Genomic DNA, 15866 nt, shown 5'->3' on the forward strand with positions numbered 1-15866 from the left:
TATGACTGATTTTATTGAATTTATAAAAAATGACATCCAATTAATATACATTCTAATACTTGCTATATTTATTGGATTAGAGTTAATTAAAAACGTACCAACAGTATTACACACACCTCTAATGTCTGGAGCAAACGCTTTAAGTGGAGTTGTGATTGTTGGAGCAATTTTAGTTATGCTACAATCAAACCCTAATGATTATTTATCATTAACATTAGGTTTTATAGCTGTAGTACTTGGAATAATAAATGTAGTTGGTGGGTATGCCGTAACCGACAGAATGTTACAAATGTTTAAAAAGAAAAAATAATGAGTATAACTTTAAGTATTATCTATTTGATCTCAACCGTAGCTTTTGTTATCGGTTTAAAATTACTTGGACATCCAGAAACAGCTAAAAAAGGTAATTTCATTTCGGCATTAGGTATGGCAATTGCTATTTTAGGTACTATTTTCTTAGCTGAAAAAGAGGTTCCAACAATTATTTATTCACTTATTGGTACTGCAATTGTAATTGGAGGAATTATTGGTTATATAATTGCCATTAAAGTTGAAATGACAAAAATGCCTGAATTGGTATCTCTTTTTAACGGATTTGGAGGAGCAAGTGCTTTGCTTATTGGTTTAATTGAATTTAGTAAAAATGTAGGAGTAGAAGAATCATTAAAAGCTCCTTCATCAATATTAGTAACAATTTTAGCAGCTATTATAATTGGTAGTATCACATTTACAGGAAGTTTAGTGGCTTGGGCTAAATTAAATGGCTCTATGAAAGATATAAGACTCCCTAAATACAATCTTATAAATAATATCATGTTCTTAGCACTTATTGCTTTTGGAACATACATTGTATTAATGGATACTGATAGTTTGTTTTTAATTTATATTTTACTTTTAGCCGCATTAGTTTATGGCTTTTTATTTGTAGTTCCAATTGGTGGAGCGGATATGCCTGTGGTAATTTCACTTTTAAACTCATTAACAGGTATTGCTGCCGCTATTACAGGTGTACTATACAATAACATGGTTATGCTTGTAGGTGGTATTTTAGTGGGATCTGCCGGATTAATTTTAACTTTTGCAATGTGTAAAGCCATGAACCGCTCCTTATCTAATGTAATATTTGGTGCTTTTGGTGGTGCTGAAGTTGCTGGTACTACAGGAGGAAAGATTGGAGGTAATATCAAAAAAACAAGTGCCAGTGATGCTGCTGTAATGATGAATTATTCAAGTAATGTAGTAATTGTACCGGGATACGGTTTAGCTGTAGCACAAGCTCAACATGTTATTCATGAATTAGAAGAATTACTTACAAAAAAAGGTGTGAATGTAAAATATGCTATTCATCCTGTTGCTGGAAGAATGCCTGGTCACATGAATGTTTTATTGGCTGAAAGTAATGTAGATTATAGCAAACTAGTTGAAATGGACGATATCAATCCTCATTTTCCAAATACCGATGTTGTATTGGTTGTTGGTGCTAATGATGTTGTTAACCCTGCAGCTCATAACGACCCTTCAAGCCCAATTTATGGTATGCCAATTTTAGATGTAGAAAATGCCAAACATATTATTGTAAACAAACGAAGTATGAAACCTGGTTATGCAGGTATTGAAAACGAATTATTCTATAATCAAAAAACTTCAATGCTTTTTGGTGACGCCAAAGCTGCTTTAACAGATTTAGTTAATGAGCTAAAAAATATGTAATCAATCATTTACCATTTACAAAAAGGGGAAAGATTATCTTTCCCCTTTTTTTATTAAAAAAAATATTTTTAGCTGAACCGTCAATTTTTATTAATTTTGTTACGTAACTAAAAAAACAAAAATGGCTTTAAAATTAAAAGGTGATATAGAAATTAATGATACTCCTACTAGCAAAACAAAAGCTCTAAAAATAAATTTGAACAAATATATTTATGGAACTTTTGCAGAAATAGGCGCAGGACAAGAAACCGTTAGACATTTTTTTAGAGCCGGAGGAGCATCTGGCACAATTGCAAAAGCAATGAGTGCTTACGATAAAGAATTTTCTGATGCTATTTATGGTGCTGAAAGTTATAACCGCTATGTTACGGAAGAAAGACTTAAAAAAATGCTTTCTTATGAAATAGAAATCATTGAAGATAGATTAAGTAGAAAAATTCATCCACAAAAAATGTTTTTTTCGTATGCCAATACAGTTACAACAATTGATTTTGCAAGAAAATTTAAAGGTCATGGTTGGGTTGGAATCAAGTTTCAATTAGATCCTCTTGAAGATTATAACGAAATTATACTTCACGTTCGTTTTAAAGAAACCGACGCTAAATTACAACAAGAAACTCTTGGCATATTAGGTGTTAACCTAATTTATGGCGCCTATTATTTAAATGATAAACCCAAAGAACTTTTAAAATCGTTATACGACAATTTACATAAAATTCAGATTGAAATTGATATGATTAATTTCTCCGGTCCTCGTTTTTCTTATATAGACAATAGGCTTATGAGTTTGTTATTAGTGAAAAACGAAATGACAAATGCTGTAATGTTTGGTCCGGACGGAAATAACCTATTGCCCGCTCAACAATTATACAAAGCCAATATTTTAGCACTTAGAGGTAGTTTTAGACCCGTTACTAAGGTAAATATGGATATGTATAAACTGGCCGAAGAAATGTTTTTAAAAGAAAATAAAGTTGCTAAAAATAATACCAAAATAATCTTTGAAATTACATTGGCTAATTTAAGTTCTGAAGGAGAAATTGATGAACGAGATTTTTTAGATAGAGCAGAATTATTATGTTCACTTGGACAAAATGTGATGATTACAAATTATCAGGAATATTATAAACTAGTTGAATATTTTTCTGAATTTACAAAAGCTCGTATTGGTTTAGCAATGGGTGTTTACAGTTTTATCCAAATATTTGATGAAAAATATTACCGTAATTTAAGCGGTGGCATTTTAGAAGCATTTGGTAAACTATTCTTTAAAGACTTGAAAGTTTACTTATATCCTCTAAAAGATCAACGTACCGGTGAAATAAGAACAAGTGATAATTTAAAAGTACATCCACGTATGAAAGAATTATATAAATTCTTTAAATATAACGGTAAAGTAGTTGATATAAAAGATTTTGACCCTGATATATTAGATATTTTCTCACAAACTGTACTTAATATGATTGCCAATGGTGAAAAAGGCTGGGAAGAAATGCTCCCTAAAGGAATTGCCGCAACAATTAAAGATCACCGTTTATTTGGTTATTCCAGAAGAAGGTTTGCTAAACTTAAATAAGTTTTGTTTTAATTTAAACCTTTCTTAATTTTAATCGTCTAACAACAAAAAAAGAGTACGTGACAGACGATAATTTATTAGTTGCACAACTAAAAAACCCAGCTACGCAAGAGCAAGCCTTTCGTAAGCTAATGTTGTTATACAAAAAACGATTGTATTGGCATATTAGAAAAATTGTGCTTTCACATGACGATACTGATGATGTACTTCAAAACACATTTATCAAAGTATTTAAAAACATACATTCTTTTAAAGAAGAAAGTAAATTATTTTCTTGGATATACAGAATTGCAACCAACGAAGCAATTTCATTCATAAATAAAAAAGCAGCAAAACATAATGTAGATATTAGCGTATTACAGCATACTATGGCAGAAGATTTAACGTCCGACAGCTATTTTTCAGGAGATGAAATTCAATTATTACTCCAAAAAGCTATTGTTACATTACCACAAAAACAACAACTGGTATTTAATATGAAATATTTTGATGAGATGAAATATACAGACATGTCCGAAATACTGGGAACCTCGGTAGGAGCTTTAAAAGCATCTTATTTTCATGCAGTAAAAAAGATTGAAGATTACTTAAAAACTCATTAAACCAAATTGCTTATAATGAGTCTTATTAATAGTTATGAAAAAAAATGAATTACATAAAATAGCACCAAAATTAAGTTCACTAAAATCAAAAAAAATTGGTTTTACTGTACCTAAAAACTATTTTGAAAGTATTGAAGTGAGCGTTTTAAACACAATTAGTATTGAAAATTTACAAAGTAAAACATTAAAACCTTCGTTTAAAACACCCGAAAACTATTTCGATACATTTGAAGATATTGTAATTTCAAAATTAAAAGCCGAAGTTTTACAAACTAAAAATGAAGAAAAAATTCCGGAAGATTACTTTAATACAATTGAGGATGCTATTTTCAATAAAATAAAAAATCCTTCAAAATCGGTTGTATTTAAAAACAAAGTTATTCAGCTTATTGCTCCTGTTAGTGTAGCTGTTGCAGCATCACTCCTATTAATATTTACACTTAATCAAAAATCGGTAAATATTACTTTTGACTCGTTAGCAACTTCAGAAATAGAAACCTTAATTGAAAATGGAACTATTGAAATAGATAATATAACTTTGGAAACAGCATTTTCTGATGTGGAAATTACTTATAATGATTATAGTAATACGCTTTCTGATGAAGAAGTAGAAGATTATTTAAAAGGAAAAGATTTGGAAGAAATTATTTATGACAATTAAAAATGAAAAAATGAAAAAAATACTGTTTATACTATTTATATTTACAACTACTACAATAGTTGCTCAAAGGCAAATGAACAGACAAAATATTCGTTTATTGAAAACTTCATATTTAACCGATGCCATAAATTTGACTCCTGCCGAAGCTGAAAAATTTTGGCCGGTTTATAATAAATACACCTATAAAATTCAAGATTTAAAAATCTCTTTAAAAAATATACTTCGTTTTGATGAAAGATTGGAGAAAAACAATATTAGCAATTTATCTGAAAAAGAAGCAAAAAAGCTGTTAGACAGTACAATACAAATTGAAAATGAAATAACAGAAAATAAAAAACAGATGTTTTTGGAATTATCTAAAATTATTTCAGCAAAAAAAATAGTTCAGCTCCAAAAATCTGAAAATGATTTTAACAAACAACTTTTAATGGAATACGGACGAAGACATAGATACCAAGGAGGTAAACAATAAAAAAGGGAGCAAATTGCTCCCTTTTTATTATAAATACATTTTATCTCTTAATTCTTTAATTTTAGGATCATCTAAATATTCATCAAATGAAGAAAATTTATCAATAACTCCGTTTGGTGTTATCTCAATTATTCTGTTTGCTACTGTTTGTGCAAACTCGTGATCATGAGTTGAAAATATAACTGTTCCTTTAAAGTTTTTTAAAGAGTTATTGAAAGCTTGTATTGATTCCAAATCTAAGTGATTTGTAGGCTCGTCTAACATTAACACATTAGCTCTAATCATCATCATCCTGGAAAGCATACATCTTACTTTTTCACCACCTGAAAGTACATTACATTTTTTAAGTGCTTCTTCTCCACTAAAAATCATCTTCCCTAAAAATCCTCTTAAATAAACCTCTTCTCTTTCTTCTTCTGTTTTAGCATATTGGCGTAACCAGTCAACCAAATTTAAATTAGAATCAGTAAAAAATTCAGTATTATCTAAAGGTAAATACGATTGTGTTGTAGTAACTCCCCATTGAAATTTACCTCCATCAGCTTTTAAATTTTCATTTAATATTTCATAAAAAGCTGTAACCGCTCTTGAGTTTTTAGATATTAAAGCTACTTTATCTCCTCTATTTAAATTAAAGCTAATATCTTTAAACAACACTTCCTCTTCAGTAGATTTTGATAAATGCTCAACATTTAAAATTTGGTCTCCGGCTTCTCTCTCTCTATCAAAAATTATAGCAGGATACCTTCTGCTTGAAGGCTTAATTTCATCAACATTTAATTTTTCAATCATTTTTTTACGACTGGTTGCTTGTTTTGACTTTGCAACGTTGGCAGAAAAACGACGAATAAACTCTTCCAACTCTTTCTTTTTATCTTCAGCTTTTTTACTTTGCTGAGCTCTTTGTTTAGCTGCTAATTGGCTCGATTCGTACCAAAAAGTATAATTCCCGGAATAATTATTGATTTTACCAAAATCAATATCGGAAATATGCGTACAAACGGCATCTAAAAAGTGACGGTCGTGAGATACAACTATTACTGTATTATCATAATTTGCCAAAAAGTTTTCTAACCACCCAATAGTTTCAAAATCAAGGTCGTTAGTAGGCTCATCCATTATCAACACATCAGGATTTCCAAATAAAGCTTGAGCCAATAAAACACGTACTTTAGATTTTCCGTCCAACTCACTCATTAAAGAATAATGTATTTCTTCTTTAATTCCTAAAGATGACAATAATGTTGCAGCATCACTTTCTGCATTCCATCCTCCCATTTCTTCAAACTCAACGCCAAGTTCTCCGGCTTTTATTCCATCAGCTTCAGAAAAATCGGGTTTTGCATAAATAGCATCCATTTCTTTTTTAACCTCAAAAAGCTTTTTATTTCCCATCATAACGGTATCTAAAACCTGATACTGATCAAAAGCAAAGTGGTCTTGAGATAAAACCGACATACGTTTTCCCGGCTCTAAAATTACATGTCCGGATGTTGGCTCAATTTCACTAGATAGAATTTTTAAAAACGTTGATTTTCCTGCACCATTGGCTCCAATTATTCCGTAACAATTCCCTATCGTAAATTTTGTATTTACTTCATCAAACAAAATTCGTTTACCGAATTGAACAGATAAATTTGATACTGAAAGCATTATATATTTTTATTTTAAATTGCGCTGCAAAAGTATAAAAATAGATTAACTATCAATATTTAATTAAAAGTTAATTTTTTTCAGATAATTTGGTAAAAAAACATTTAACATCTCATTAACAAGCAAACTCTGTAGTTGTATGTATTTTTGTGATAATTCAATCTCAATGAAATATTTTATAAATCTCATATTGTTAACTTTAAGTGTTAGTTGTACCACAACAAACAAACAAAATAGCACTGCATATTTTGGAGGACAAATTGTAAATCCAAAAGATAAATATGTACTATTTTTAAAAGATGATGTTGTAATTGACACATTAACACTTGATAATAACAATAGATTTTTAAAAGAATATCAATCTTTAGATGAAGGATTGTACACTTTTAAACATGGAGGTGAATTTCAATATATTTATTTTGAACCTACCGATAGTATTTTAGTAAGACTAAATACATGGGATTTTGATGAATCAATAGTTTTTAGTGGTAATGGAAGTAGTAAAAATGAATTCTTAATTAATTTATTTTTACAAAATGAAAAAGAAGAAAAGTATATGTACCAAAATTTTTATTTGGATGAACATGATTTTATGCAAAAAATAGATTCTCTGTCTGCTGAGAAAAATTCTATTTATAAAGATTTCGTTGCTCATGAAGATAATACTGTAACAGAAGGCTTTGAAAAACTTAGTAATGCTGCTATCAATTTTCCTTTAGACAGATTAAAAGAAGTTTATCCTTATTATTATAAAAGAGTACATAACCTTGATAAAATTCCTGAAATTTCAGAAGATTTTTATAATTATAGAGATCAAATAAATCTCAACGAAGAAAGTTTACTTTCATTCTATCCTTATCAAAATTATTTAATAAGTTATTTATACCATTTAAGTTATGAACTTAAAGAAAAAGATAGCACAAAAAATAATATGACAGTTAATGTTTTAAATTCAATAAATGAAAATATTGAATCTGAAAATATTAAAAACACTTTATTAAAAAGAGTAATTGTAAATGATTTTTTAAAAAGCGAATCTACTTGTAGTATAAATAACGAAGCGTTAGATATTTTCTTAAAAAATTGCACAAACCAAAAATTTATTGAACAAGTAGAAAGTTTAGTAAATGACAGTAAATATGTAGTTAATAACCAACCAATACATAATTTTGATGTAACTAAATACAATAATTCAACATTAACAATAAATGATATTATAAAAGATCAAAATACAGTTATTTACTTTTGGTCTACCGAGTATATGTCATCAGAATATTTAATAAACCGCATAAAATATTTAGAAAAAACTCATCCAAATGTTTTATTTGTAGGTATAAATATGAAAACCTCTAATGATAATTTAATTGCTGATCCTTATTTAAAACAATTAGATTCTGCCAAACAATATAAATTAACCGGCAACAGTTACGCATATAACTACTTAACCAGCAAGTATCCAAGAGTAATTATTGTAAACAACAAAGGTGTTGTTGAAAATGGTTTTACTTATTTGGATTCGAGAAAACTTACTTCCGAAATAAATAAATTAGAAAAAAACTAGTTTTTTTCTGTTTACCTCAAATTTAAATGTACCTTTGCCCGATTTTTAACCGGTTTATAGATGGGCGTCTGTAAATCAATAATATATACAGAATGTCTACATTTAAAGAACTAGGGCTTAACCTAAATATAGTTAAGGCCTTAACCGATTTAGGATACGAAAATCCTACAGAAATTCAATTACAAGCAATTCCGCAAGTTTTAACTTCAAAACAAGATTTAAAAGCATTTGCACAAACAGGAACAGGAAAAACTGCAGCATTTAGTTTACCAATTTTAGAACAAATTGATACTAATAGCAATGATACCCAAGCAATAATTTTATCTCCAACACGTGAGTTAGCTTTACAAATAGCTAATAATATTACTGAATTTTCAAAATATACTAATGGTGTAAAAACGGCAGCAGTATATGGTGGTACCAATATTGATGAACAAATAAGAAAACTTAAAAGAGGTGTTCAAATTGTAGTTGGAACTCCTGGTAGAACAGTAGATTTAATTAATAGAAAACAATTAAAACTTTCAAACATTAAATGGCTTGTTTTAGATGAAGCTGATGAAATGTTAAACATGGGTTTTAAAGATGAATTAGATCAAATTTTAGCTGTAACACCAAAAGAAAAACAAACTTTATTGTTCTCGGCAACATTCCCTCAAGAAGTAGAAAGTATTGCTAAAAACTATATGTATAAACCTGTTGAACTTAGTGCAGGTCAAAAAAATAAAGGATCCGATCAGGTTTCACATCAATATTATGTAGTTTCTGAAAGAAACAGATATGCAGCTTTAAAAAGAATTGCTGATGTTAATCCTGATATTTATAGCATCATCTTCTGTAGAACAAGAAGAGAAACTCAAGAAATTGCTGATAAATTAATAAAAGACGGTTACAATGCAGATGCGCTTCACGGAGATTTATCTCAAGCACAACGTGACAGTGTAATGGAAAAATTCCGTAAAAAACATTTACAAATTTTAGTAGCAACAGATGTGGCTGCCAGAGGTTTAGACGTTAATGATTTAACACACGTAATAAACCATAAATTACCGGATCAAATAGAGTCTTACACCCACCGTAGCGGTAGAACCGGACGTGCAGGTAAAGAAGGTATTTCAATTGCTATTGTTACAGCCCGAGAAAAAAATAAATTACATCCTATTGAAAGAATAATTGGTAAAAAGTTTGTTAACACTCCAATACCTACAGGAAAAGAAATTTGCCAAAATCAATTATTCAAATTAATTGATAAAGTACACGATATTGAAATAAATGAGACTGAAATTAAAGATTTTTTACCATCTATTTATGAAAAATTAGAAGGATTAAATCGTGAAGAATTAATTAAAAGATTTGTTTCTATTGAGTTCAATACATTTTTAACATACTATGAAAATGCTCCTGATTTAAATGATAGTGAGCATATGAAAGGAATTGACAGTAGAGGTAAGCGACGAAATGATGAAAACATGACTCGTTTCTTTATCAATATTGGTAGAAAAGACAAACTAAATCCTTCAAGATTAATTGGTTTGATAAATGACCAAAAAATTGGACAAAATATTGAGATTGGGCAAATTGAAATTTTAGATACTTTTTCATTTTTTGAATTAGATAAAAATTATGAGTCGAATACCATCTCAGCTTTTGAGCAAAACGATGTTACTTTTGACGGTAGAAAAGTAAATGTTGAAATTACTACAAAGCAACGTACAGGAAGAGGCGGAAGAAGTAATGGAAATCGTAAAAGAACCAGAGACAACAAACCTAAAAATGATTTTGGAGGATTTGGAAGAAAACGTTCAGACAATAAAAGTGCTTTTGGAGGAGGAAATAAAAGTCCGAAAAGAAGAAAACGATAAAAATAGAAATAAAAAAAGCGGCTTAAAGCCGCTTTTTTTTATGATTGAAATTCTATAATTGTTTTTTTAATTATGGATACACAATCCAATAATTGTTCTTCATTCATTACCAAAGGAGGAGCAAATCTTATTATATTGCCATGTGTAGGTTTAGCCAACAAACCATTATCGCGTAATTTTAAGCAAATATCCCAAGCTGTTGAACTATCTTCAGTATCATTAATAACAATTGCATTTAACAATCCTTTACCTCTAACTAATTTTATGAGGCTGTTAGTTTTAATAAATTTTTGCAATTCACTTCTAAACAGTTTTCCTAATTTTTCAGCATTTTCGGCTAAATTTTCGTTTTTAATAACTTCAAGAGCCGCAATTGCAACTGCGCAAGCTAAAGGATTTCCACCAAATGTTGAACCATGTTGTCCCGGTTTAATAACATCCATAATATCATTATTTGCTAAAACAGCAGAAACCGGGTAAACACCACCACTCAATGCTTTTCCTAAAATTAAAATATCAGGAGTTACATTTTCGTGATTTACTGCCAATAATTTTCCTGTTCTGGCAATTCCTGTTTGAACTTCATCAGCAATAAATAAAACACCATATTTTTCGCACAAAGCTTTTGCTTTAGACAAATAACCATCAGCCGGAACATAAACTCCTGCTTCACCTTGTATTGGTTCAACTAAAAATCCGGCTATATTTTTATTGGTCTTTAATGTTTCTTCTAAAATATCAATATTATCATATTCAATTTTAATAAAACCTTCAGTATAAGGTCCAAAATTTTTACGTGCATCTTCATCATTGGAAAATGATATTATAGTGGTTGTACGACCATGAAAATTGTTTTTACAAACAATAATTTCAGCTTTGTTTTCAGGAATTCCTTTTTTCTCATAAGCATATTTTCTACATAATTTAATAGCTGTTTCAACTGCTTCAGCACCGGTATTCATTGGTAATACCTTCTCTAAACCAAAATACTCGGTTACAAATTTTTCATACTTACCAAGCACATCATTATAAAATGCTCGTGAAGTTAATGTTAAACTATTTGCTTGCTTATTAAGTGCTTTAATAATTTGGGGGTGACAATGTCCTTGATTTACTGCCGAGTAAGCCGATAAAAAATCGTAATAACGTTTGCCATCTACATCCCAAACATAAACACCTTCACCTCTACTTAAAACTACAGGTAATGGATGATAGTTATGAGCTCCGTAATTATCTTCTAAATCGATTGCTTGTTGTGATGAATTTTTTTCTGAGATCATCTTAATAAAAAATTATTTAAAAATTGAAAAATATCAATTCCTTCTTCAGGAGAGAAATCATCCTATTTAAACTGCAAATTACAAAATATTTTAAGAAAACAGGATGGTAAAAGTCACTTAAATCATCGTCCTTACTTATTAAAAATATAATAAAAAATTACATTATTTAGAATGATTGTAAATTAATTTAAATAACTCTTTTGTTATAAAAATTACACTAACATTTAAATTATTTAAATAAATTTGTGTGAACACTTAATAGAATTAAAAAAATGAAAAAATCAGTATTAGTTTTAGGATTAGCTGCGCTATTTTTTGCAAGTTGCGGTGAAAAAAAGAAAGAAGAAGTAAAAAAAGAGGTTGAAACTACGGTAGAGACTGCTAAAGAAGAAGTTAAAGAAGCTGTTGTTGATAATGTTGAGTTAGGTAAAAAACTTTTTACAGATAAAACTTGTGCAACGTGCCACCAACCTGATACTAAAGTTATTGGACCATCAATTAAGGATATCAATAAAGTTTACTCAGAACAAAATGGTAACATTGTAAAATTCTTAAAAGGAGAATCTCCTGCAATAGTTGATACAGACCCTGGACAAGTTGCAATTATGAAAGCCAACTTAGATAGTTTTGTAAAAGACTTAACCGGAGACGAATTGGCTGCACTATCTGCTTACATGAGAAGTATAAAATAATAAATTTCATATAAAAAAGTTAAAGCATCTCTAAAATAGAGGTGCTTTTTTTATGCTAAAATGGTACATTTGCAAAATGGCAAGAAAAAATAAACAATATATTTTCGAAAATATTGAAGTTATAGATGCAGGTGCTAGAGGTAAAACTGTTGCTAAAGCTCCTGATGGTAGAGTTATTTTTTTAACAAATACAGTTCCCGGAGATGTTGTTGATATTAAAACCGGAAGAAAAAGAAAAGCTTATTTTGAAGGTACAGCAGTAAAATTTCATAAATATTCTGATAAAAGAACCAAACCAATATGTGAACATTTTGAATATTGTGGTGGTTGTAAATGGCAACATATGTTGTATAAGCACCAACTGGCTTATAAAGAAAATGAAGTTATAAATAATTTGAAGCGAATTGGTCACCTAGAATTGCCTGAGATTACTCCTATTTTAGGATGTAAGGAAACATATTTTTACAGAAATAAAATGGAGTTTTCATTTTCTAACAGCCGCTGGTTAACTCCTTCAGAAATAAATTCAACCAAAGAGATTGATAATAGAAATGCTTGCGGATTTCATATTTCCGGAATGTGGGATAAAATTTTGGATATAAAAAAATGTCATTTACAAGAAGATCCTTCAAACCAAATTAGAAATTTTATTAAAAACTACGGCATAAAACATAATTTAGAATTTTATAACCCTCGTGAACAATCCGGTTTTTTACGTACAATAATGTTGCGTATTTCATCTACAGGTGAAATTATGCTTGTAATTCAATTTTTTAAAGAAAGCAAATCTAAAAGAGAAGCGTTATTAAATGCTGTTATAAATGAATTTCCTCAAATAACTTCACTTCAATATGTGATAAACAATAAAGGAAACGATACATTGTACGATCAAAATATACTACTTTTTAAAGGAAAAGATCATATTTTTGAAGAAATGGAAGGCCTAAAATTTAAAATTGGCCCAAAATCCTTTTACCAAACAAATTCAGCACAAGCGTATGAATTGTATAAAATAACACGGAATTTTGCTAATTTAAGAGGTAATGAAATTGTATATGATTTTTATACCGGAACAGGTACAATTGCTCAGTTTGTTGCGAAAAATGCCAAAAAAGTTATTGGAGTAGAATCTGTCCCTGAAGCTATTGAAGATGCCAAACTAAATGCACAATTAAACAACATAAACAACGTTGAGTTTTATGCAGGTGATATGAAAGATGTTTTCAATAATAGTTTTATAAAAAAACACGGAAAACCGGATGTAATAATAACCGATCCGCCACGAGATGGAATGCATAAAAATGTTGTTGCGAAAATTTTAGAAATTTCGCCAAAAAGAATTGTGTATGTTAGTTGTAATTCTGCAACACAAGCACGAGATTTGGCTTTAATGAAAGAACAGTATAAAATTATAAAAACTCAGGCAGTAGATATGTTTCCCCAAACGCATCACGTTGAAAATGTAGTTCTTTTAGAATTAAAATAATACAAAATGAAAAAATATTTAGTCTTTATCTTCATCTCAATTATAGCTATTTTAAGTTGTGAAAAAGATGATATTTGTATTGAACCAACTACACCAAAATTAATTATCACGTTTTATAATAAAGACACTACGTATCTAAAAAAACAAGTTAAATCGTTAACTGTTTGGGCAAATAGTAAGGACAGTTTATACGTTAACAAATCTCTTGATTCTATTGCAATACCATTAGATGTAAATTCTGAAAATACGTTATATAAATTTGTTTCTACTGAATTTGAAACGGATACTGATGATCAAATTGATACCGAAGATGAAATAAATTTTGCTTATAACAGAAATGATATATTTATCTCTAGATCATGTGGTTATAAAACCATCTACGAAAATTTAACTATTGAAAGCAATACTGAAAATTGGATTAATTCAATTGTAATTAATAACTCAACTATTGAAAATGAAACAGCTACGCATATTATTATTTTCCATTAATTTATTTGTTGCTTTTTCTGTAACTGCACAAACTCAAAAAGATTCTGTAAAAATTAAAGAAAAATACGGACTTAGAGTTGGTATAGATATTAGTAAACCAATAATATCAATATTTGAAAGTGAAAAAAAAGGACTCGAAATAGTTGGTGATTACAGGTTTTTAAGAAACTATTATGCCGCTGTTGAATTAGGTTATGAAGATAAAACTACCGATGAAGATTATATGAACTTTACTACAAAAGGTTCATATATTAAAGCAGGGGTAAATTATAATGCCTACGAAAATTGGAAAGGCATGAATAACGAAATTTATATTGGTTTAAGATACGGATTCAGTTTTTTTGACCAAACGTTAAACAGCTATTATCCAAATATAAAAGGTACTTATTTTGATCCAAATCTAATTAAAGCTAATACTGAATTTAAAGATTTAACAGCTCAATGGGCAGAATTTATTTTCGGAATTAAAGTTGAAACATTTAATAATTTATATTTAGGAGCAAGTTATCAATTCAAAGTAATTATTAAAACTAAAGAACCTGATAATTTTAAAAATCTTTATGTTCCGGGATTCAATCGTGTTTTTTCAAACGATTTGGGATCTGGTTTTAATTATACAATTACTTACTTAATACCGCTAATTAAAAAAGATAAATAATTTTTTATTATCTTAAAAACTAACAAATATTTTAATTTATGAAAAATATTCCAAGTGTGGATTTAGCTGATTTTTTATCAGAGAATCCTCAAAAAAAACAAAAATTTATTAAAGAAATTGGAGAAGCGTATGAAGAAATAGGTTTTGTTGCGCTTCGCGGACATTTTTTATCAGACGAACTTTCTGAAAAACTATATAAAGAAGTTAAAAACTTTTTTGATCTTCCGGAAGAAATAAAGCAATCTTACGAAATTGATGGAATTGGTGGACAAAGAGGATATACTTCATTTGGAAAAGAAAGTGCAAAAGGAAAAAAAGAAGGAGATTTAAAAGAATTTTGGCATTTTGGACAAGAAGTTGTTGGTAACGATAAACTAAAAACTGAATATCCAAAAAATGTAATAGTGAAAGAAGTTCCCGATTTTAATAAAACAGGAATGGAAGCCTATAAAATGCTTGAAAAAACTGCAATTTACGTTTTACGTGCGTTAGCCTTATATGCCGGATTAGACGAATTTTATTTTGATAAATATGTTATTAATGGCAATAGTATTTTACGCCCAATACACTATCCTCCTATTAAAGGTGAACCCTTAGGTGCTGTTAGAGCTGCCGCCCATGGAGATATTAATTTAATAACTTTATTAATGGGTGCTTCTGCTTCAGGATTAGAAGTTCAAAATAAAAAAGGAGAATGGATTCCCGTTACAGCATTACCTGAACAATTAGTAATAAATGTGGGTGATATGTTAGAACGTTTAACAAACAATAAATTACGTTCTACAATACATAGAGTAGTAAATCCACCAAGAGAAGAATGGGGTAAATCTCGCTATTCTATTCCGTTTTTTACACACCCTGTTGGAAATATGCCTTTAAATTGTTTACCTGAATGTATAGATGAAGTTAGACCAAAAGTTTATGACGATATTACTGCAGGTGAATTTTTAAATGAACGTTTAAAAGAATTAGGTTTACTAAAATGATAACTAAAAAAATAATATCATTTTTCACATTTGGTATTTTTTTACTTTTAATTGGTGGTATTTCAAAATTATTCAATTGGTCACAATCAAATTTAATAATGGCTATTGGACTTGTTTTTGAACTTTTAGCCGCATTATTATTTATATGGGGAAAGCTAAAAAATAACTAATGTTTTTC

16 protein-coding genes are annotated in these 15866 nt (G+C 29.1%); 14 read left to right on the plus strand and 2 right to left on the minus strand.

All coding sequences use genetic code 11. The annotated features are described in order from the left end of the window. Position 1: 1 nt before the first annotated feature. The 6 genes from HGB55_RS01950 to HGB55_RS01975 all read left to right on the plus strand — a co-directional run bounded on the left by HGB55_RS01950 (position 2) and on the right by HGB55_RS01975 (position 5021). On the plus strand, positions 2-310 hold the full coding sequence (locus tag HGB55_RS01950; RefSeq protein WP_168814135.1) for an NAD(P) transhydrogenase subunit alpha: 309 nt from the start codon (positions 2-4) through the stop codon (positions 308-310). After that, positions 310-1710, plus strand: a complete 1401-nt coding sequence (locus HGB55_RS01955) for an NAD(P)(+) transhydrogenase (Re/Si-specific) subunit beta (RefSeq protein ID WP_168814136.1) — start codon at positions 310-312, stop codon at positions 1708-1710. Before HGB55_RS01950 ends, HGB55_RS01955 begins: the two co-directional genes overlap by 1 nt. Before the next feature lie 121 nt (positions 1711-1831). Beyond that, the gene (locus tag HGB55_RS01960; protein WP_168814137.1) at positions 1832-3286 is read left to right on the plus strand and encodes a TonB-dependent receptor; all 1455 of its coding nucleotides are present in this window, start codon (positions 1832-1834) and stop codon (positions 3284-3286) included. A 59-nt stretch (positions 3287-3345) separates the two neighbouring features. Then, positions 3346-3888 carry an RNA polymerase sigma factor gene (locus HGB55_RS01965; protein ID WP_371807791.1) on the plus strand — a complete coding sequence of 181 codons (543 nt, stop codon included), beginning with the start codon at positions 3346-3348 and terminating at the stop codon, positions 3886-3888. Positions 3889-3922: 34 nt separating this feature from the next. Then, a complete protein-coding gene (locus tag HGB55_RS01970) occupies positions 3923-4549 on the plus strand; it encodes a hypothetical protein (RefSeq protein WP_168814138.1) in 627 nt (208 codons plus the stop codon). A 10-nt stretch (positions 4550-4559) separates the two neighbouring features. Beyond that, a complete protein-coding gene (locus HGB55_RS01975; protein ID WP_168814139.1) occupies positions 4560-5021 on the plus strand; it encodes a hypothetical protein in 462 nt (153 codons plus the stop codon). Between the two features lie 27 nt (positions 5022-5048). Here HGB55_RS01975 and HGB55_RS01980 read toward each other — a convergent pair whose 3' ends face one another. Beyond that, on the minus strand, positions 5049-6674 hold the full coding sequence (locus HGB55_RS01980) for an ABC-F family ATP-binding cassette domain-containing protein (RefSeq protein WP_168814147.1): 1626 nt from the start codon (positions 6672-6674) through the stop codon (positions 5049-5051). Between the two features lie 166 nt (positions 6675-6840). On the opposite strand from HGB55_RS01980, the gene HGB55_RS01985 reads away from it, so the two are divergent. Both HGB55_RS01985 and HGB55_RS01990 read left to right on the plus strand, forming a co-directional pair. Continuing rightward, positions 6841-8235: a hypothetical protein gene (locus tag HGB55_RS01985; protein WP_168814149.1), complete on the plus strand. Its 1395-nt coding sequence runs from the start codon at positions 6841-6843 to the stop codon at positions 8233-8235. 92 nt (positions 8236-8327) lie between these two features. Further along, entirely contained in the window at positions 8328-10097 is a 1770-nt protein-coding gene (locus HGB55_RS01990) for a DEAD/DEAH box helicase (RefSeq protein ID WP_168814151.1), read from the plus strand. Between the two features lie 38 nt (positions 10098-10135). Here the strand turns inward: HGB55_RS01990 and rocD are convergent, their stop codons facing one another. Beyond that, a complete protein-coding gene (gene rocD, locus HGB55_RS01995; protein ID WP_168814153.1) occupies positions 10136-11377 on the minus strand; it encodes an ornithine--oxo-acid transaminase in 1242 nt (413 codons plus the stop codon). 272 nt (positions 11378-11649) lie between these two features. Here rocD and HGB55_RS02000 point away from each other — a divergent pair, with 272 nt between their 5' ends. From HGB55_RS02000 to HGB55_RS02025, 6 genes are all read left to right on the plus strand, one after another. Further along, positions 11650-12069, plus strand: a complete 420-nt coding sequence (locus tag HGB55_RS02000) for a c-type cytochrome (RefSeq protein WP_168814155.1) — start codon at positions 11650-11652, stop codon at positions 12067-12069. 76 nt (positions 12070-12145) lie between these two features. After that, positions 12146-13555, plus strand: a complete 1410-nt coding sequence (gene rlmD, locus HGB55_RS02005; protein WP_168814157.1) for a 23S rRNA (uracil(1939)-C(5))-methyltransferase RlmD — start codon at positions 12146-12148, stop codon at positions 13553-13555. 6 nt (positions 13556-13561) lie between these two features. Continuing rightward, complete coding sequence (locus HGB55_RS02010) at positions 13562-14044, plus strand: DUF6452 family protein (RefSeq protein WP_168814159.1); 483 nt, start codon at positions 13562-13564, stop codon at positions 14042-14044. Beyond that, a complete protein-coding gene (locus HGB55_RS02015) occupies positions 14010-14702 on the plus strand; it encodes a DUF6048 family protein (RefSeq protein ID WP_168814161.1) in 693 nt (230 codons plus the stop codon). Before HGB55_RS02010 ends, HGB55_RS02015 begins: the two co-directional genes overlap by 35 nt. A 38-nt stretch (positions 14703-14740) precedes the next feature. Continuing rightward, a complete protein-coding gene (locus HGB55_RS02020; protein WP_168814162.1) occupies positions 14741-15688 on the plus strand; it encodes an isopenicillin N synthase family oxygenase in 948 nt (315 codons plus the stop codon). Next, the gene (locus tag HGB55_RS02025) at positions 15685-15858 is read left to right on the plus strand and encodes a gliding motility protein GldL (RefSeq protein WP_168814163.1); all 174 of its coding nucleotides are present in this window, start codon (positions 15685-15687) and stop codon (positions 15856-15858) included. Before HGB55_RS02020 ends, HGB55_RS02025 begins: the two co-directional genes overlap by 4 nt. Positions 15859-15866: the final 8 nt, after the last annotated feature.

Source organism: Lutibacter sp. B1 (genome assembly GCF_012524075.1).
Taxonomy (GTDB): Bacteria; Bacteroidota; Bacteroidia; order Flavobacteriales; family Flavobacteriaceae; genus Lutibacter.

Bases quoted from the DNA above. Each gene is read 5' to 3' on its own strand.
- HGB55_RS01950 (WP_168814135.1), top strand. From the start codon at position 2: ATGACTGATTTTATTGAATTTATAAAAAATGACATCCAATTAATATAC.
- HGB55_RS01955 (WP_168814136.1), top strand. From the start codon at position 310: ATGAGTATAACTTTAAGTATTATCTATTTGATCTCAACCGTAGCTTTT.
- HGB55_RS01960 (WP_168814137.1), top strand. From the start codon at position 1,832: ATGGCTTTAAAATTAAAAGGTGATATAGAAATTAATGATACTCCTACT.
- HGB55_RS01970 (WP_168814138.1), top strand. From the start codon at position 3,923: ATGAAAAAAAATGAATTACATAAAATAGCACCAAAATTAAGTTCACTA.
- HGB55_RS01975 (WP_168814139.1), top strand. From the start codon at position 4,560: ATGAAAAAAATACTGTTTATACTATTTATATTTACAACTACTACAATA.
- HGB55_RS01980 (WP_168814147.1), bottom strand. From the start codon at position 6,674: ATGCTTTCAGTATCAAATTTATCTGTTCAATTCGGTAAACGAATTTTG.
- HGB55_RS01985 (WP_168814149.1), top strand. From the start codon at position 6,841: ATGAAATATTTTATAAATCTCATATTGTTAACTTTAAGTGTTAGTTGT.
- HGB55_RS01990 (WP_168814151.1), top strand. From the start codon at position 8,328: ATGTCTACATTTAAAGAACTAGGGCTTAACCTAAATATAGTTAAGGCC.
- rocD (WP_168814153.1), bottom strand. From the start codon at position 11,377: ATGATCTCAGAAAAAAATTCATCACAACAAGCAATCGATTTAGAAGAT.
- HGB55_RS02000 (WP_168814155.1), top strand. From the start codon at position 11,650: ATGAAAAAATCAGTATTAGTTTTAGGATTAGCTGCGCTATTTTTTGCA.
- rlmD (WP_168814157.1), top strand. From the start codon at position 12,146: ATGGCAAGAAAAAATAAACAATATATTTTCGAAAATATTGAAGTTATA.
- HGB55_RS02010 (WP_168814159.1), top strand. From the start codon at position 13,562: ATGAAAAAATATTTAGTCTTTATCTTCATCTCAATTATAGCTATTTTA.
- HGB55_RS02015 (WP_168814161.1), top strand. From the start codon at position 14,010: ATGAAACAGCTACGCATATTATTATTTTCCATTAATTTATTTGTTGCT.
- HGB55_RS02020 (WP_168814162.1), top strand. From the start codon at position 14,741: ATGAAAAATATTCCAAGTGTGGATTTAGCTGATTTTTTATCAGAGAAT.
- HGB55_RS02025 (WP_168814163.1), top strand. From the start codon at position 15,685: ATGATAACTAAAAAAATAATATCATTTTTCACATTTGGTATTTTTTTA.